Annotated in this window: 21 protein-coding genes; all 21 read left to right on the top strand. The window is 40.4% G+C overall.

The window, feature by feature from the left end; genetic code table 11:
- Positions 1-4 precede the first annotated feature (4 nt).
- The 21 genes from G7062_RS01125 to G7062_RS01025 all read left to right on the top strand — a co-directional run bounded on the left by G7062_RS01125 (position 5) and on the right by G7062_RS01025 (position 19209).
- Entirely contained in the window at positions 5-778 is a 774-nt protein-coding gene (locus G7062_RS01125; RefSeq protein WP_166064082.1) for a hypothetical protein, read from the top strand.
- Positions 779-1128: 350 nt separating this feature from the next.
- Positions 1129-2007 (top strand): hypothetical protein, encoded by an 879-nt coding sequence (locus G7062_RS01120; RefSeq protein WP_166064081.1) that lies wholly within the window; start codon positions 1129-1131, stop codon positions 2005-2007.
- 15 nt (positions 2008-2022) lie between these two features.
- A complete protein-coding gene (locus tag G7062_RS01115) occupies positions 2023-2442 on the top strand; it encodes a hypothetical protein (protein WP_166064080.1) in 420 nt (139 codons plus the stop codon).
- Positions 2443-2563: 121 nt separating this feature from the next.
- Entirely contained in the window at positions 2564-2767 is a 204-nt protein-coding gene (rpmE, locus tag G7062_RS01110; RefSeq protein WP_166064079.1) for a 50S ribosomal protein L31, read from the top strand.
- A gap of 67 nt (positions 2768-2834) precedes the next feature.
- The gene (locus G7062_RS01105) at positions 2835-3446 is read left to right on the top strand and encodes a thymidine kinase (protein ID WP_166066051.1); all 612 of its coding nucleotides are present in this window, start codon (positions 2835-2837) and stop codon (positions 3444-3446) included.
- Positions 3446-4528, top strand: a complete 1083-nt coding sequence (prfA, locus tag G7062_RS01100) for a peptide chain release factor 1 (RefSeq protein WP_166064078.1) — start codon at positions 3446-3448, stop codon at positions 4526-4528. Before G7062_RS01105 ends, prfA begins: the two co-directional genes overlap by 1 nt.
- Entirely contained in the window at positions 4528-5376 is an 849-nt protein-coding gene (gene prmC, locus G7062_RS01095) for a peptide chain release factor N(5)-glutamine methyltransferase (RefSeq protein WP_166064077.1), read from the top strand. The genes prfA and prmC overlap by 1 nt, the downstream gene beginning before the upstream one ends.
- A gap of 50 nt (positions 5377-5426) precedes the next feature.
- Complete coding sequence (locus tag G7062_RS01090; protein WP_166064076.1) at positions 5427-6035, top strand: L-threonylcarbamoyladenylate synthase; 609 nt, start codon at positions 5427-5429, stop codon at positions 6033-6035.
- Complete coding sequence (locus G7062_RS01085) at positions 6032-6487, top strand: RpiB/LacA/LacB family sugar-phosphate isomerase (protein ID WP_166064075.1); 456 nt, start codon at positions 6032-6034, stop codon at positions 6485-6487. Before G7062_RS01090 ends, G7062_RS01085 begins: the two co-directional genes overlap by 4 nt.
- On the top strand, positions 6487-7719 hold the full coding sequence (glyA, locus tag G7062_RS01080) for a serine hydroxymethyltransferase (RefSeq protein WP_166064074.1): 1233 nt from the start codon (positions 6487-6489) through the stop codon (positions 7717-7719). Before G7062_RS01085 ends, glyA begins: the two co-directional genes overlap by 1 nt.
- 1 nt (position 7720) lies before the next feature.
- Positions 7721-8341, top strand: a complete 621-nt coding sequence (upp, locus tag G7062_RS01075; RefSeq protein WP_166064073.1) for a uracil phosphoribosyltransferase — start codon at positions 7721-7723, stop codon at positions 8339-8341.
- Between the two features lie 147 nt (positions 8342-8488).
- The gene (locus G7062_RS01070; protein ID WP_166064072.1) at positions 8489-9670 is read left to right on the top strand and encodes an NADP-dependent malic enzyme; all 1182 of its coding nucleotides are present in this window, start codon (positions 8489-8491) and stop codon (positions 9668-9670) included.
- A 2-nt stretch (positions 9671-9672) separates the two neighbouring features.
- Positions 9673-11046: a lyase family protein gene (locus G7062_RS01065; RefSeq protein WP_166064071.1), complete on the top strand. Its 1374-nt coding sequence runs from the start codon at positions 9673-9675 to the stop codon at positions 11044-11046.
- A 19-nt stretch (positions 11047-11065) separates the two neighbouring features.
- On the top strand, positions 11066-12967 hold the full coding sequence (locus G7062_RS01060) for a BglG family transcription antiterminator (protein WP_166064070.1): 1902 nt from the start codon (positions 11066-11068) through the stop codon (positions 12965-12967).
- A gap of 10 nt (positions 12968-12977) precedes the next feature.
- On the top strand, positions 12978-13313 hold the full coding sequence (locus tag G7062_RS01055) for a PTS lactose/cellobiose transporter subunit IIA (protein WP_166064069.1): 336 nt from the start codon (positions 12978-12980) through the stop codon (positions 13311-13313).
- A gap of 109 nt (positions 13314-13422) precedes the next feature.
- A complete protein-coding gene (locus G7062_RS01050) occupies positions 13423-13749 on the top strand; it encodes a PTS sugar transporter subunit IIB (protein ID WP_166064068.1) in 327 nt (108 codons plus the stop codon).
- Positions 13749-15101, top strand: a complete 1353-nt coding sequence (locus G7062_RS01045; RefSeq protein ID WP_166064067.1) for a PTS sugar transporter subunit IIC — start codon at positions 13749-13751, stop codon at positions 15099-15101. Before G7062_RS01050 ends, G7062_RS01045 begins: the two co-directional genes overlap by 1 nt.
- Before the next feature lie 84 nt (positions 15102-15185).
- The gene (locus G7062_RS01040; RefSeq protein WP_166064066.1) at positions 15186-15704 is read left to right on the top strand and encodes a GrdB-related putative oxidoreductase; all 519 of its coding nucleotides are present in this window, start codon (positions 15186-15188) and stop codon (positions 15702-15704) included.
- Positions 15705-15720: 16 nt separating this feature from the next.
- Positions 15721-16677: a N(4)-(beta-N-acetylglucosaminyl)-L-asparaginase gene (locus G7062_RS01035; RefSeq protein ID WP_166064065.1), complete on the top strand. Its 957-nt coding sequence runs from the start codon at positions 15721-15723 to the stop codon at positions 16675-16677.
- Positions 16677-17792, top strand: a complete 1116-nt coding sequence (locus tag G7062_RS01030) for a Sapep family Mn(2+)-dependent dipeptidase (protein ID WP_240915965.1) — start codon at positions 16677-16679, stop codon at positions 17790-17792. Before G7062_RS01035 ends, G7062_RS01030 begins: the two co-directional genes overlap by 1 nt.
- 13 nt (positions 17793-17805) lie before the next feature.
- Positions 17806-19209: an aspartate ammonia-lyase gene (locus tag G7062_RS01025; RefSeq protein WP_166064063.1), complete on the top strand. Its 1404-nt coding sequence runs from the start codon at positions 17806-17808 to the stop codon at positions 19207-19209.
- Positions 19210-19211: the final 2 nt, after the last annotated feature.

Genomic DNA, 19211 nt, shown 5'->3' with positions numbered 1-19211 from the left:
AAATATGAAGGTAATTGATACTCAAATACAACGATATCTGGATGGAGAGAACAATGTTTCAGATTACTGGGTTTTCGATGAAATAATTCCAGGAGAGCATCACTTTAGTGCGCCGATTCTTGAACAGTTGCAATTAAGAGAATTAAGAGACAGTATTATCACGTTACTCCACAATTTCACACCACTCAACATTCAATACTTTGACACCATCTTTAAAGATTGGCGTGAGGCAACTAAAGATACATCAATTGAATTGGTTGTTGGGTGCCCAAGTGTTTATGACATGATGGTGCGCAACGGTGTCATTATTATTGATCTGCAAAACATTGATGCTTATCTACAGCAAGGAATCACGCTTTCAGAACTCATGCAACAACTGCTTACGCATGAGTTAGCACATGTCTGTATTCGGAAAGATTACATCCTTAAAGAAGGTGCATCTTTTGAAGAAAAGGTTGATTACTTGGTCTTTGATGAAGGATTCGCACATTTTCTTGCGGATAATAGTGACATTGACCCTCTAGAATATAGCCATTATTATCGCGAGTCGACCCATCAACTTTGTGAAGTGTTGAAAGAGAAAGCAGAAGCGAGACAAAACGAACTGCTAATCGCTATGAATACGAATCGCAATTATTGGGATAAATTTGGAGCCATAAGTGGAAAACTATTTTTAAAGTTTAGTGCAAAAAGTGACCATACATTGCAAGGTATTTACGCTAAAGGATATCGAGGGTTTGCGAGAAGAATTCTTGCATATAGAGGTTACGAACAATAAGTCGAAGCACGCACACTGAATGTGCGTGTTTTAATTTGGAGATTGGTAAGAAAATTGTTATGATAACATTACGTTGGAAAAAGAGTAGGATGGTCGCATTCGATTATTGTTAAGACATATTTTCAAAGGAGCAAATAATGAAGGAAATAAAGAAAATTAATGAATTCACCAGAAAGGTTTCTCGCCAGATACGATCTACCCGACTTTGGTGGGGAAGTAGTGGTAATCTATCCAGGAAATGACATTAGTACTCTGTTCGTCCATACAGTTAGTTCTCTCGGGAAGTATAAAATAGATATCACCGGTGAATAAGGTGGTGTTAGTGTGAAAAAAAACATTGAGAATCCTGAATGAAAGATTATAGCAAAGATGATCCTATAGGAGGTAAAACGATGGAGTGGGTTACGATAGGCGAGATGTCAGTTGATGAACTGGTAGATTACTGCTGGAGCATTTACCAAAACCCCAAGACACGCTTTTATCCAATCATGGATAATCGTGAAGACATACGAAAAGTTTTGAATGGTGCTATACGTGATGAGACCCTTCTTATCCTGCGAGATGGTGATGACTATGCAATCCTTCCATTAATTGTTGACTGTGAGGGTAAGTATCTTCAAGCTGTTGGTGGTATTGCGTGCGAACGAAAATATCAGGAGTTTGCTGAGATGTTCTATAAGTACATTCGACAAAAATATAAAGGTTACCAATTTTTTATAGGGTATCCAAGTTCCAATCGCGAAGCAATCGATTTCTTAGGACAGGAAGGATTTCAATGTGTTGATAAATTGATACGCTATGAGCGAATACTATCGGATCATGATAAATTTACGAGTAGTACCTTTACTGAAGACCTAAAGCGAGATGGTGAGGAAGCATTTAGTGATTATCACAACCGCTTGTATCCTGATGCATATTGGAACGGAACACGAATTCTTGCAAACCGAGATAAATGGACAATTCGTACAATCGACGTGTCCCCTATTACAGGTTCGGTATGTGCTATGAATTATCAAAAACAGAACAGGAAATATGCAGAGATATATTTTCTTGATTCTGATAATGCGAATGCGATGCTTTTGAATGACGTGTTGTGGTCATTAAGTATTAGAGGTGTTGAGAAAGTTATCTATCTTGTTGAAGAAATAGAACTGGACAAAATTTATGGCATGGAAACACTGGGATTTGAAAGGATTGATGATTACCGAGGGTATTCAATACAAATCTAGATAATGGAGAATACGATGAAAAAATGGCTAATTCTAGCACTGCTTGCGATTGTTGCGGTTTGTGGATTCTTGTACTTAAATGCACAACAAAAACCGAAGTATGTTGCGCCTACAATATTCACGCTTGTGGATGGTACACTTCAATCAGAAGTGGAGTCTCAATTAGGACAACCCCTATCGATTGAGGTTGATGCAGAGCGTGTGCATGATGAACTTGAACAAATCTACGAACAAATACTGTCGACCAATGCAGCTTTGAATACGGATGCAAGCCAAGAGAAGCGGGCATTGTTGGAGGAGATTCTAAGTGTATCCTCACAAAACATTGACTTGGTTGCAATGCGATATAAGGTTGTTGAAAAGACACCGGATGGTGATAATGAGTTTGTTAGAACACTGTATTTTTATAATGGGAAATTGATTCTGAATCAATGATGCACACAGTGCTCGTTCGCGTAAACAAAAGGATTGCTAATGAGGCGCGATTGTGGTATCATTACTAAGCACTTATCTAAGGTAGTTAAACTTACACTTAGGCGGAAGGAGACGACATATTATGAAACAAGGAATTCATCCAGAATACCATGCAACAAAAATTGTTTGTACATCTTGTAATACAGAAATTGAAGTGGGATCAACAGCAGAAGGTCTACGTGTAGATACATGCTCAAACTGCCACCCTTTCTATACAGGTAAACAACGTTTCGCTAATGCAGCCGGACGTATTGACAAATTCAATAAGAAATATGGTATGAAATAAGGGGCTCACCCCTTATTTTTTTTAGGCAAATACGTTAGAATGTAATGTAAGAGGTGATTGAAAAATGATGTATCATCAGTATCAAGAGGGGTATGTAGAAGTAATAACAGGATGCATGTTTGCAGGAAAGACAGAGGAATTAATTCGTCGAATTAATACACTGAAGTATGCAAACAAAAACATCTTAGTTTTTAAACCGGCTGTGGATAATCGTTACAGTGATGACGAGGTCGTTTCACACGCAGGAACACGGGTTCGATCGGTAGTGATTGATTCAGCTGTGAAGATATTAGAGTATGTTACAGATGAGACAGATGTTGTTGCTATTGATGAGGTACAGTTTTTCGATGACGAAATTGTAAAGGTCTGTGATCATCTTGCGCTCCAAGGGAAGCGTGTTATGGTTGCAGGGTTGGATATGGATTTTAGAGGTGAGGCATTTGGGGTTATCCCCAAACTCATGACAACTGCAGAGTTTGTTACAAAACTTACTGCTGTTTGTACAAAATGTGGGGCACCTGCGACACGTTCGCAACGACTGGTTAATGGTGAACCTGCATCATATAATGATCCAGTTGTGTTGGTTGGAGCAAGTGAGGCATATGAAGCACGTTGCCGCCATGATCATATTGTATATGACAAGCCAACAATCAATGGATATAGTAAAGGTGAAAAATAATGTTAGAAAAAACAATGAAAGAGCGTCTTGAGCGCATTAAATCACGTGATGCAGAAATCACTGAATTAATGATGACACCCGAAGTATTGGGCGATCGTAAGCAAATGGCGAAACTCGGAAAAGAACAATCTGGAATGCAACAAACGTTATCTGCTTATAATAAATATTTAGAAGCAGAAGATCTTGTGACACAAGCAGAAGAGATGCTTGCAGTTGAAACTGAAGTTGAATTGCGTGAACTTGCAGAAATGGAAATTGCAGAGTACTCCGAAAAGATGGAAAATCTACAGGAAGAACTGCGCGTGCTTTTAATCCCGCGTGACCCTGCCGATAGTTATGATGCAATTATCGAAATTCGTGGTGCAGCTGGTGGCGATGAAGGAAATATTTTTGCAGGTGACTTGTACCGTATGTATACGCGTTATGCAGAAACACTGGGTTATAAGTATGAAGTCATTGAAGCGTCCGAAGCTGATTCCGGTGGATATACACTGATTTCATTCATCGTACGTGGACAAGAACCGTACCGTCATTTTAAATTTGAATCTGGAGCACACCGTGTACAACGTGTACCAAAAACAGAAACACAAGGTCGTATTCATACATCGACTGCTACTGTTATTGTATTGGCGGATGTTGAAGAAGAAGAAATTGATATCGATCCGAATGATTTGGAAGTCGACACAATGCGTGCTTCTGGGGCTGGTGGACAACACGTTAATAAAACCGACTCCGCTGTTCGAATTGTTCACAAACCTACAGGTATAACTGTGAAGTGTCAAGATGGACGTTCACAACATGCAAACCGTGATACGGCGATGCGTTTGATTCGTGCGCGTGTCTTTGAACATCATCAACGCAAACTCGATGAGGAACGCTCAGCAACTCGTAGTACAAAAATTGGTCGTGGTGACCGTTCGGAAAAAATTAGAACATACAACTATCCACAAAACCGCGTGAGTGATCACCGTATTGGATTAACATTGCAAAAGTTAGATATTATTATGGAAGGTAAGTTGGATGAAATTGTGAATGCACTTCTTGAGCAAGAACAAAAGGAAATCCTCGAACAAGGCGTTTAATGACTTATAAACAACTCGTAAACATAGCAACAGATGTACTGGATAAATCAGGTGTCTACACGGGCTTTGCCCGTGTTTTAATGCTTGAGCTCTTACGTGAGCATGATTTGGATATGTTCCTTGTATTTGATGATGAGGCACTCACTGAGATTGCTGAAGATTATAATAAGAAAATTCAAGAACTTGCTGCAGATGTTCCGTTGGGCTATGTGCTTGGGTATGAATGGTTCTTTGGATACAAAATCTTTGTTGATGAAGGCGTATTAATTCCTCGTGGGGAAACAGAAGAACTTGTGGGGTATGTCCTTGCAGATGTGGATGCTTACTTTGAAAATCCAGTAATTGCCGATGTTGCTTGCGGAAGTGGTGCCATTGGCATTGCACTTGCCAAAGAGTTGAATACACATGTGTATGCATCGGATATCAGTGGGGAAGCATTGGAAGTTGCACAAAAGAATGCAACATTCAATGAAGCGGAAGTTACATTCATGCAAGGCGATATGTTGCAACCGCTCATTGATAAAGATATTAAACTCGATATTCTTGTCTGCAATCCACCGTATATAAAAAATACAGAACACATCCAAACTTCAGTATTGAACAACGAACCACATGTTGCGTTATTTGGTGGCGAGGACGGACTCTTCTTTTACCGTCGCGTTCTTGAAAATGCACACAAGGTATTAAATGACCGTGCGGTCATTGCTTTTGAAATTGGTTTTGATATTGGGGATGCTGTGGTTGCTTTAAGTCATGAATTTTTTAGCGACGCTACAATTGAATTACGTCAAGATATTAATGGTCTTGATCGGATGGTATTCATCTATAAAGGTATTAATCAAACTTAAGATTAGTATCTTTTTTTATGGTAAAATAGACACAAGGTTTGAGGTGGATTATGGAAACAAAACAATTTGATAAAAAAGAAATAGATGCAATTGCATCGACAATTAAAGAAGGTGGCCTCGTTGCCATCATGACGGATACTGTTTATGGACTTGCAGCACACAGTGGTAATGATGCGATGTATCAAAAACTAAAGGATGCGAAAGAGCGTCCAGAGAATAAGCCGTTCCCATTAATGGTGGCAAGTGAAGCACAAATTGAAGCGGTGGCTGAGTTAACAGACGTCCAACGTCACTTGATGCGCACATTTATGCCGGGTGCGGTAACGTTTATCTTTAAACGTAAAGAAGGCGTTTTTGATTTCCTTGGTGACCAAAAGACATTGGGGATTCGTATGGCGGATGATGCGTGGGTTCATGAAATTATTACCAAAGTCGGCCATCCGATTTGGCTACCGTCGGCGAACCGTTCTGGGCTCACCACAGCAACATCTTCGGATATGGTTCTTGAACAACTTGAGGGACGTATCTCAGGTGTCGTCATTGGAAACATTGATGGTGGAAAGTCGTCAAGCGTATTTGACCTAACGGGTCCAGAAATAGTATGCTTAAGGGAAGGTATTATTACTTTAGAACAAATACAAAAGGAGGCAGTACAATGAAGAAGATAGCATTAGCAAGTGATCAAGGTGGTTTTGAACAAAAAGAGGCCTTGAAATCAGTGATTACAGAGATGGGTTATGAGTTTGAAGACTATGGTGTTCACTCCGATGCAAGTGTTGATTATCCCGATGTCATCTATCCAGCAGTTAAAGCAGTAGCGGATGGCGAGTATGAAATGGGGATTATTCTTTGTGGGACAGGTATTGGTGCATCCATTGTTGCCAATAAAGTTCGTGGTATTCGTGCTGCTTTGGTTACAAGTACTGAAGTTGCGGAACTCACACGCGAGCACAACGATTCAAATATTCTAGCGCTTGCAGGACGCACAACCGAACTTGCTATGAATGAGGCGATTGTTCGTACATGGTTGGGTACAGCGTACAGCCAAGATGAACGTCACACACGTCGTATTAATAAAATTAAAGATATTGAAATCAAGGAGGGTCGTTAATGAGAGATGACTTAATATTTACCGCGATTGCGAATGAAGAGCAACGCCAGTTAGAGCACATCGAATTGATTGCCTCTGAGAACTTTGTTTCCAATCAAGTTCTCGAAGCACAAGGCAGTGTTCTGACCAATAAATATGCAGAAGGCTATCCAGGAAAACGTTATTATGGTGGCTGTGAGTATGTTGATGTTGTTGAGAATCTTGCCATTGAACGTGTTAAGGAAATTTATGGAGCTGAACATGCGAATGTTCAACCTCATAGTGGATCACAAGCTAACATGGCTGTTTATATGACAGTTCTTGAGCATGGCGATGTTGTGCTTGGAATGGACTTAAATTCCGGCGGACACTTAACACATGGACATCAGTTGAATTTCTCAGGAATTAACTACACCTTCTTCAGTTATGGTGTGGATCGTTTCAATGAAATGATTGATTATGAAGCGGTGCGTGCGAAAGCACTCGAAGTTAAACCGAAACTTATTGTAGCAGGAGCAAGTGCATATTCACGTACGATTGACTTTGCGAAATTCCGTGAAATTGCTGATGAAGTTGGTGCTTACCTTATGGTCGATATGGCTCATATTGCAGGCCCAATTGCAGCAGGATTGCATCCCAATCCTGTGCCGTATGCGGACTTTGTAACTTCAACAACCCACAAAACACTGCGTGGACCACGTGGTGGTATCATCTTATGTAAGAAAGAATTTGCCAAAGACATCGACCGTTCTGTATTCCCAGGAATGCAAGGGGGGCCATTGATGCATGTTATTGCAGCAAAGGCGGTCTGTTTCCATGAGGCCTTACAACCAAGTTTTCAAACATATCAAGAACAAGTAATCAAAAACACTCGTGTGATTGCAAGTGAGATGGAAAAACTAGGTTACCGTCTTGTGAGTGGCGGTACTGATAATCATCTCATCATGATTGATGTCAAACGCAGTATTGGAATCACAGGGGCGCATGCAGAAAAAATTCTTGGCGAAGTAAGTATCACCATTAACAAAAATGCAATTCCCTTTGATACAGAGCGACCAGCCGTAACAAGTGGGATTCGATTGGGAACACCTGCAATGACCAGTCGTGGATTCAAGGAAGAAGAATTTAAGAAAGTTGCTCATTTCATTCATGATGCCCTAACACACCATGATGATCCCGAAGCAATCAACCGAATTAACGAAGAAGTAAAAGCATTTACACAAAATTACCCAGTAAGAGGAGACCGAGCATAGTATGATTACAGTATTAAATCACCCATTAATTACCCATAAATTAACGCAAATGCGTTGTACATCAACAGGCACCAAGGATTTCCGTCAAAATCTTGACGAAATTGCTGGTTTGATGGCTTATGAAATTACGCGCGACTTAAAGTTAGAGCCTGTAACGATTGATACACACAGTGGAAAATATGATACATTTGAACTTCGTAAAGAGGTTGTTCTCGTTCCAATTATCCGTGCCGGTCTTGGAATGGTTGAAGGGATTTTAGATTTAATCCCTACTGCAAAAGTTGGGCACGTTGGTGTTTACCGTGATGAGGAAACACTTTTACCCCATGAGTATTTTGCAAAGTTCCCTGAAGATTTGGACAAAGCAGAAGTTCTAGTTTTAGACCCAATGCTTGCAACGGGTGGATCTGCGGATGCAGCCATTGAAATTGTTAAAAAACGCGGAGCAAAAAATATTAAGCTTGTTTGCCTTGTCGGTGCACCTGAAGGTGTGGAGTTCATCAAAAAACTTCACCCAGATGTTGATATCTTTTTAGCAGCACTTGATGAAAAACTAAACGAACATGGCTATATCGTACCGGGACTTGGCGATGCTGGGGACCGTATTTACGGAACAAAATAATGAATATGAAGACACATCAATTTCGGTGTGTCTTTTTTATCGACTTAGGAGAATGGCATATCAAATTTCCTAAGTGATTCCCATGATTTATATAGGGTCATGGGCAAAGATTTGTTACAATTATACTATGACATACAGGAGGAACGTATGAACACACTTAAAGAGAGATCGTTAGCGTTACACAAGAAGTTAAAAGGAAAAGTTGAAGTTAAAAATAAAATGGAAGTGACATCACTGGATGACTTGAGTTTGCTTTATTCACCAGGAGTCGCCGAGCCTTGCCTTGAAATTAAAGCAGATATATCCAAAGTTTATGATTATACATGGAAAGGAAATACCGTTGCAGTTGTCAGCAATGGTACAGCCGTACTTGGCTTGGGAGACATTGGACCCGAAGCAGGTCTTCCAGTTATGGAAGGGAAGTCAATGCTTTTTAAAGCGTTCTCCAATGTAAACGCAGTTCCAATTATGCTTGATACAAAAGACTCAGATGAAATTATCAAAGCCGTCAAACTCATGGCGCCTACATTTGGTGGGATTAATTTGGAAGATATCAAAGCACCAGAGTGTGTTTATATTGAACAGGAACTCAAAAAACAATTAAATATTCCTGTATTCCATGATGATCAACACGGGACTGCAATTGTCGTAATGGCAGGTCTATTCAATGCATTCAAACTCTTAAATAAAGATCTCAAGGACGCAAAAGTTGTTGTATCGGGTACGGGAGCTGCAGGGAGTTCGATTATTCGTATGCTGCATGCATATGGTGTTAAAAATATTATGGCAACAAACAGTACCGGTGTGGTTAACCCAAAGAACAGCTCAGAGTACAATTTCGTTGTTCAAGAACTATGCAACTATCTGATGCCAACCAAAGATGAGAAAACACTATCCGATGCCCTTGTAGATGCAGATGTATTCATTGGTGTATCCATGGCCAATATTGTTTCTCAAGATGATGTAAAATCGATGAACAAAGATGCAGTTGTATTTGCACTTGCCAATCCGAATCCAGAAATTCCATACGATGATGCAATTGCAGCAGGTGCACGCATCGCAGGTACAGGTCGCTCTGATTATCCAAACCAAGTTAATAATGTGCTTGCATTCCCAGGTATTTTCCAAGGTGCTCTTCAAGTACGTGCTACTGAAATTAATGAAGCAATGAAACTTGCTGCTGCCGAAGGAATTGCTTCAATGATTGATGATAAAGACATTACGGAAACAAACATTCTTCCTAATGCTCTCAACAAGGATGTATCAAACATTGTTGCAGCATCAGTCGCACGAAAGGCAATTGAAACAGGCGTAGCACAGGAGGTGTAGACATGGCTTCAGTTAAAGATATTTATGGAGAAGTTACCATTGATGATGGCGCGTTATGGGGTGCGAATACGCAACGCTCAATTGAGAACTTTCCCGTGGGCATCGAAAAAATGCCGGTTGATCTAATCAAGGCTCTGTTGGAATTAAAGCGTGCATGCGCTGTTGCGAATAAAAAGCAGCAAAAACTCGCTCCAGAGAAAGCGGACGCAATTATTGCGAGCATCGACAGCCTTCTTGCGGAAGATTTCTACCGTCATTTTCCACTCGCAATCTGGCAGACAGGAAGTGGAACACAAACAAATATGAATGCCAACGAAGTAATTGCCAATCATGCCAATCAAGCTGTTGGTGAAAAACTGATTCATCCCAACGATGATGTTAACATGGGACAATCTTCCAATGATGTGTTTCCAACTGCAATGCATATTATGGCAACAACAATGCTGGCTAACGGACTCATTCCCGAGTTGCGAAACATTGAGAACACGCTGCTTAAGATGGAATCTCAATATATGGAGGTCCTCAAGACCGGACGCACCCACTTGCAAGATGCGACCCCAATCACCTTTGGACAAGAAGTGAGTGGATGGCGGATGATGTTTACAGAAGGCATTCAACAAACTGAAGATACGTTGAAGTACTTGCGTAAATTAGCGATGGGAGCAACAGCGGTCGGAACTGGGTTGAATACCTATAGTGGTTTTGATCAGGATGTGACGGATGCATTGAATGCGCGTCTGCATTTGGATTTTACACCATCAGAGAATAAATTCCATGCCATAAGTACCAAAGATAGTTTTGTATTCTCACATGGGGCAATCAATACAATTGCTACCAATACTTTAAAGATGGTCAATGATATCCGCTTGCTTGCGAGTGGTCCACGTGTCGGCCTGGGCGAAATTAATCTACCAGCAAATGAAGCGGGTAGCTCAATCATGCCTGGTAAAGTCAATCCAACCCAAGCTGAATCATTGGCGATGGTATGTGTTCAAGTTATGGCCAACAATCAATCAATATCAATTGGATCTTCATTAGGAAACTTCCAATTGAATGCATACATGCCTTTAATTGCGAATGCATTTTGGCAATCCGTGCGTTTACTGTCCGATGGCATGAATTCTTTCGACACGCGTTGCCTACGTGGTATAACACTAAACAAGGATAAAATGAGATATAACTTAACGACTTCATTAATGACTGCAACATACCTCAATCAAAAATTTGGTTATGATCAGACGGCATTGATTGTCAAAGAAGCTCATGACCGTGGTATTAGCATTAAGGAAGTAGTGGTCGGTCTTGGGTTAATGAGTTCAGAAGATTTTGATTTGTTCTTTGATTATGAAGCGATGGTCAAACCAGAAAAGCAATAAGATAAAATGAGGTGAAGGCATGAATACGAGACGACGCGATATCTTAAGAAAACTTGATGAATTGGATTCGTGGATAAAAGGTAAAGATTTATCCAAACGTGTTGGTGTTACCGATCGCACAATTCGTTCAGATATCGAAGAAATCAATCGAGCGTATCCCGGCTTGATTGAATCGAGCACACGGGATGGTTATCGTCTTAACACCGCTCTGTATTCCAAGGTTAATTTTGAATCCTCAACACTCCCGCAAACACCAGAAGAGCGGACAATGTATATTATCAAACGCTTGTTGTTTCACAAGAATAATATTACGTTTTTAGAACTACAGGATGCTTTGTATGTTAGTGAACATACGATTGAAAGTGATATTAAACGTGTTCGAAAAATACTGAGTCCTTACACTGGAATGCGACTCGTACGCGAGAAAAACCGCATTTACTTTGAAGGAAATGAACAGATTAAACGTCGGCTTTATCGTGATTTACTTTCCAATGAGATTCATGGGAATTTCTTGAATCTCAATCGGATTGCGGCACTGTATGAGAAATTTGATTTACTACGAATCATGGAAATTCTTGAAGACAGTTTATCTGCACACGATTATAAACTTCGTGAGACATCAATTCCGATGATTATCATTCATATTGGAATTACAATCGAGAGGATGCTCAATGGGAACTATCTTGAACCCGTTGATGGTGGCTCGGATCATGGAGAAGTCGAAATGCAAATTGCTGAACACTTCCTAACACAAGTTATCTCAATCGTCCCAATTCAATATCGTGAAGAAGAAGTCATTGCGATTGCAAGATTGTTGTCAGGGTATAAGAATGCCCAGTTACCCGACACACATATGTTGTTGGGAGAGCGAAATGTCAGCATTGGAAATCTCATCAAAGATATCAGTAATCATTTAAACTCAGTCTTTGATCTCGATTTCTCAGCTGACAGTGATTTCCAAAGTGGTTTGCATTTGCATCTTCAGTCCCTCTTAGGGAGACTGCAAAAAAATGTCTCAATCCCAAATGCTCACTTGAATGAGATTAAGGTTAAGTATCCGTTGGTGTTTGAAATGGGATTGCATGTCTCGCGGATTATTGAAACAACGGTAGGATGTGAAATATCAGAGTCGGAAGCAGGGTTTGTTGCACTACATATAGGAGCTGCATACGATCGATTGACTATGAAATATAAACATAAAGTACTATTGATTTCCCCAAATAATCAGAGTTTTGCAAAACTAACGGAAGGCAAAATTCGCAACGTATTTGGAGAACGGTTGGAAATTGTATCCATCCAAACTTACTTTGTTGAAAGAGAAGTTGCCCAACAAAATGTGGATTTGATTATCACATTGTCACCACTCGAGCACGCACTGAGTATCCCAACGGTACAGATTTCAATGTTTGTAAATCAGGAAGATGAAAGCAATATATTTGTAACGCTTAATGAGCTTGATAAAAGGCGCTTCAACCTTGCATTTGGACGCCACTTTGGAAAACTGGTCGACGAGCGCTTCTTTTATACAGACCTAGACTTTGAAACACCCGAAGCGGTAATTCGCTTTATGAGTCAAGATTTAGTTAAAGAGGGATATGTTCCAGATTCATTTACAAAGTCGGTGCTGGATCGCGAGAAAATGTCGTCAACATCGTTCGATTACGCTTTAGCAATCCCGCATCCATTAAAAATGGAGAGCAAGCAATCCATCATTTCGATTGGAATCTTGGATAAACCCATTATGTGGGGAACGTTTCAAGTGAAACTGGTCATACTCTTAGCAATCACAGAATCTGACAGTGCGACAATGTGGCTGTTCTTTGATTGGCTCAGTGAAACGATTACGAATGCAAATAAAATGACAAATCTCATAGAGTCTCGTAAACGTGATGAGTTTGTATATTGGATGATTAACGATTAGGAGGTTCATTATGGATGAATTAGAGTTAATAAGTTTTAAAATTATTAGTAACGTAGGTGCTGCAAAATCATTGTTTATTGAGGCCATGCAATCTGCCCGTCATTATAATTTTGAACAAGCAGAAGCGCAGATTGAAGAAGGTGAAGCAAAGCGACTTGAGGGTCATGAGGCTCACTTTGGTTTAATTCAAAAAGAGGCCAATGGTGAAAAGACACTAATCGACTTGTTACTGATGCACGCAGAAGATCAACTAATGGCTGCGGAAACAATAAAGATTATGGCTGAAGAAAGCATTGCTACACAACGTAAAATTCAAGAACTGGAGTTAAAAATTGCGAGTCTCTGACTCGTTTTTTTTATGCGGAAGATAATTCCGTGGAGTTAGGAAAAGGGTTATAAGCGCAACAATGAAAGCGGTTGTATAATGGACATAGAATAAGAGGAGGAGAAATCTTATGAAACGTGTTTATCTATTCTGTAACGCTGGAATGTCGACAAGTTTGCTGGCGAGTAAAATGCAGCAAGTCGCCAATGAATACAAACTTCCAATTGAAGTTAAGGCATTTTCGGATTCCAAGATGGAACAGATAATTAAAGAATTTAATCCAGATGTTATCTTATTGGGGCCACAAGTAAAATATCGATTGGAACCAACCATCGAAAAGTATGGGCATTTGGGGATTCCAATCGAAGTAATCGAACTTGAGGATTACGGTAATGTCGATGGGGAAAGAGTGTTGAAGCGTTCAATAAAGTTAATTAAAGATAAGGAGAAGCAATAATGTTTAATAAACTTGAAAATGTATTAGCACCGATTGCGGAAAAACTAAGTAAAAATAAAGTCTTATCCGCAATACGTGATGGTTTTATTATCAGTACACCCTTAATTGTTGTTGCATCTATTTTTCTTCTCATTGCGAACTTTCCAATCACGGGTTATCCCGAATTTATGGCCGGTATCTTTGGAGAAGGATGGGATGGACATTTATCATCTGTTGTTAGTGCAACATTTGATGTTATTTCACTCTTAACGGTTATTGGTATTGGATACAGCTATGCACGGGAAAAAGAAGTTGATCGAATCTCGGGTGCAGTTATAGCCTTTGTTGCCTTTCTCATCATCACACAACAGTCATACCCTGAATATGTTAACGAGGCAGGAAAAGCATTCAAAGGATTCTCATTTGGAAACCTTGGTTCACAAGGAATCTTCTTGGCAATGATTACGGCATTATTATCGGTACAAATCTTTGCATGGGTAAAGAATAAAGGCTGGGTCATCAAACTTCCTGATGGGGTACCACCGGCAGTAATGGAGTCATTCGCCGCACTTATCCCAAGTGCATTCGTCATGGTTATCTTCTTTGGATTCCGCATGATATTCCAAGTTACAGACTTTGGTTATGCACATGTGTTTGTCTATAAAATGCTTCAAGCTCCATTGATGGGATTCGGAGAATTTGCAGCATTTGATGTTATTTACCAATTCCTATCAAATCTATTCTGGTTCTTTGGAATTAATGGACCTGCGGTTACAAATACAGTATTTAGACCAATTCATGAAGCAATGACAATTGCAAACTTAAATGCATTTGAATTGGGTGAACCCTTGCGTTATATCTTTACCGGCCCATTCCGTGATTTCTTCTCTAACTTTGGTGGGGGTGGAAGTACACTCTCGCTTGTCATTGTTATGCTTACAGTTGGGAAGTCACAACGTATGAAACAATTGGGACGATTATCAATTGTTCCAGGAGTATTTGGAATTAATGAGATGATTATCTTTGGGTTACCAGTTGTGTTGAACCCAATTATTCTAATTCCATTTATCTTTGTTCCAGTTATTAATTCAATTATTTCGACCGTGTTTATGTCGATGGGATTAATTCCGCTGACATCTGGAATCGCCCTGCCGTGGACGACCCCTGTGTTCTTCTCGGGTTGGCTCTCGACGGGTAGCATCTGGGCTGGGGTATTGCAAATTGGATTGGTCGCACTTGGTTGTGCCATCTATTATCCATTCTTTAAAATCATGGATAACCAATACCTTGCTGATGAAGCAGCACCACAAGAAAAAATTAAAGATGAACTTGATGACATTTCATTGGACGATATTTCGTTTGATGATCTATAATTAAGGAAGTAGACTCGAAGCGACTTGGAAAGACCGACACGGACTTCATGCGCTTCGAGTATTTTTATAACAAGGAGGATTCCCATGAGAATATTATTATTTTTTGATCAAACACAGGCAGGTGCAGGGGGTAAAGAAAGACCCAATGTGGAACTTGCTGTAGAAAAGGGTGGAATCGGTTCGTACCATATGTTTGAGAAATTTATCAAAGAAGCAGGTGGTACAGTGCTTGCAACGATGTACTGTGGTAATGGATACTTCTTTGACAATGAGGAAGAAGTAAAGCGGAAGATTGTCGCACTCACAACAAAGCTGAAGGCAGATGTTGTAATTTGCGGTCCATGTTTCAACTATGCTGATTACGCTCACATGTCCGCAATCATTGCGCAAGCAATTGAAGCGGGTTCGGATAGTAAAGCGATTGTAGTGTGTTCTGAAGAGAATGCACACGTGATTGAATCGTTTAAAGATAGCGTTACGATCGTGAAGATGCCTAAAAAAGGCGGAATCGGACTCAATGATTCCTTAATAAATATGATTAAAGTTGCAAAAGCAAAAGTTGAAGGGCAAGCAAAAGAAACGTATCAAGAATATACTTATTAAGAAAGAGGTAAAAATTATGTGGGGTATTATTGCAACATGGCGTATGGCCAAAGAAGGATTGGATGTGGCTGTTGCTGGCCTCCAAGAAAATGGAAGCGCAGGAGATGCGGTTGAGACGGCAATTAAGTACGTTGAAGATTTCCCATTTTATAAATCGGTAGGTTATGGGGGATTACCGAATGAGGAGATGGAAGTTGAGTTGGATGCTGCATACATGGATGGAACAACATTTGATGTTGGTGCCATTGCAGCAATAAAAGATTTTGCCAATCCAATATCAATTGCCCGCTCACTCAGTTTGTTTAAAGTAAATAATATGTTAGTGGGTGTTGGTGCGGAAAAATATGCGCATCGCATGGGGTTTGAACGCAAAAATATGCTAACAGATCGCGCTAAAATTCACTATCGCAACCGTGTTAAAGAGACCCAAGAAATGGAAATTTCCCCCTACTCAGGTCACGATACCGTTGGGATGGTAAGTTTGGACTGCCAAGGGAATATTGTCGCTGGAACATCCACAAGTGGATTGTTTATGAAAAAGGCAGGACGTGTGGGTGATTCTCCAATTATTGGTTCAGGATTGTACGCGGACAGTCATGTTGGTGCAGCTACCGCGACTGGACTTGGTGAAGACTTAATGAAGGGTGTTGTATCGTATGAAGTGGTGCGTTTGATGAAACAAGGGATGCACCCACAACAAGCATGTGAGCGCGTGACATTTGATCTTGATCGTGAACTTATTGCGCGTCGCGGTAAGGCAGGCGATATTTCAATTGTTGCAATTAACAAAGATGGGGAATGGGGTGCGGCTGCAAATATTGATACATTCTCATTTTCTGTCGCAACGGAAAGCCAACCTGTGACGGTTTATACAACCAAACGTGTTGGCGATTCAATGGTGCATGAAAAGGCATCGCAAGCATGGTTGGATGATTATTTGACCGACCGTATGAAACCATTGGAGGAAAAATGATGATTGAGCAAATACACGCTAAAATAGAATCATTGATGCCAGACATTCTTAAAAGCATTCAACGCATGGTTGCAATTGAGTCGGTTGAAAGTGAACCCTTGCCGGACGCACCGTACGGAATTGGACCCAAGCGTGCGTTGGATGAAGCCCTTGCTATTTCAGCGGAACTGGGATTCACAACAAAGAATATCGATAACAAAATTGGCTACGCGCAATACGGAGATGGAGATGGGGATTACATCGGAATTTTTGGCCATGTCGATGTCGTTCCTTTGGGAAAAGGTTGGATTCACAATCCATTGGGTGGAGAAATTGACGGTGAGCGTATTTATGGTCGCGGTGTTTTGGATAACAAAGGACCCATTATCACAAATCTGTATGCACTGTATGCCATGAAAGAATTGGGAATAAAGTTCAAATTGCCGGTTCGAATCGTATTTGGAACCAATGAAGAAACAGGATTCAAGTGTGTTCAACACTATCTTACAAAAGAAAAACCGCCTGTTTTCGGTTGGACGCCGGATTGCAAATGGCCCGTTGTATATGGTGAACGTGGTCGTGGGTTAATACGAATCGTAAATAAAGGCAATCGCGCTAACTTTTATCAGTACTTAAATGACTTTATTTTGTCGAGCCCAAATAACGGTGTGAAACTGGGAATCAATGTGAAGGATGACGATTTTGGTGAATTGATCATGCGGGGATATACGATGGGCATTGATGATAATGGGTATGATTATTTTCAAATGGCATTGAGTTATCCAGCAGTAAAGGGTATTGTTGAATTAGGGGATATCATTGCATCGACGATGCCTGAAGGTATTGTCTATCAACTAATCCATAATTGGGACCCTGTTCTTAACGATAAACATTCGAAATATATTGAGCCTTTGACACAAAGTTACGCGGAAGTAATGGGAGAGCGACTTGAACCTGTTACGACAACCGGGGGAACTTATGCCAAAATCATCCCGAATATTATCGCATATGGACCCAGTTTTCCAGGGGAAAATGGGATTGCCCATCTTCCTGATGAGTGGATGAATCTTGAAGATATTGCAATGAATGCAAAGATATACGGAAGTGCGTTGTTTCACTTAGCAGAAATACTGTAGAAGGAGCAGACACATGAGTGGAGATAGTTTTAGAATTGAGTATGATTCTTTAGGAGCGGTTAAGGTTCCAAAAGATGCGTTGTATGGCGCGCAAACTGTAAGAGCTATTGATAATTTTCATATTACGGGTTCAGCGGTTCATCCGTTGATGTTTGTTGCCTTGGCTCAGGTTAAGAAGGCCTGCGCTTACGCAAATTATGAAGTGGGTGAAATGTCAGAAGATATTTCCCAGGCAATAATTCAAGTGTGTGATGAAATTATTGCAGGTTCCTACCAAGAGTACTTTGTTACGGATGCAATTCAAGGGGGAGCAGGAACCTCATTGAATATGAATATCAACGAAATCATTGCCAATCGTGCCAATCAAATACTTGGCGGTACATTGGGAACTTATGAACGTGTCCATCCCAATGATCATGCCAATAAAGCACAATCGACAAATGATATCATCCCAACTGCGGGTAAAGTCACAACAATCTTACTAGGGCGACAACTTTTAAGTGTCATGGATGCGTTGGCCACTGCTTTCTCACAGAAGGCAAAAGAGTACGACCATATAATTAAAGTTGGACGAACACATCTGCAAGATGCGGTTCTCATCTCAATGGGACAAGTTTTTGCGAGTTATGAGACATCGATTCGTCGTGATATTCGTCGCCTTCAGCATGCGCTTGAAGAAATGCAAGTCATTAATCTTGGAGCAACCGCTGTTGGCACAGGTATCAATTCTGTAAAAGGATATCGAGAGTATGCTGTCAGTGCATTGTGCGAAATATCAAATATAGATTTTGAAAGTGCAGATGACCTTGTTGATGCGACCAAACACATCGATGGATTTGCATACGTTCACAGTGAACTTAAAACATTTGCGATTGGCTTGTCACGAATTTGCAATGATTTGCGGATGATGGCCTCGGGTCCGAAGGTAGGCTTTAATGAAATTAACTTACCTGGAAAACAACCCGGATCATCAATCATGCCTGGTAAAGTTAACCCAGTCATTCCTGAAGTAGTCAATCAAGTTTGCTTCCAAGTTATCGGAAACGATGCAACCGTTACAATGGCGGCAGAGGCGGGTCAGATGGAATTAAATGTCTTTGAGCCTGTGTTGTTTAAAAACTTATTTGAGTCACTGGAAGTGCTTAAAAATGCGTGTGTGACCCTTAGAGTAAATGCCGTCGAAGGAATTACAGTCAATGAGAAACGTATTCATGATTATGTGGAACATTCGCTTGCCATGGCAACGGCTCTTGTCAAAGAATTGGGCTATTCAAAAGTATCTGAGATTACGAAAGAAGCCCTCGATAATAATAAATCATTGCGAGAAGTCGTGATTTCTAGAAACCTCATGACATCAGAGCAATTGGATGATGCATTGTGTCCTGAAACGATGATCATGCCACGGAAGAAGGTGTAATA

It is taken from the genome of Erysipelothrix sp. HDW6C (assembly GCF_011299615.1).
In the GTDB taxonomy this organism is placed as follows: Bacteria; Bacillota_I; Bacilli_A; order Erysipelotrichales; family Erysipelotrichaceae; genus Erysipelothrix.
Note: the sequence above shows the minus strand (reverse complement) of the source record. Positions and strands in the feature narration are given on the sequence as shown.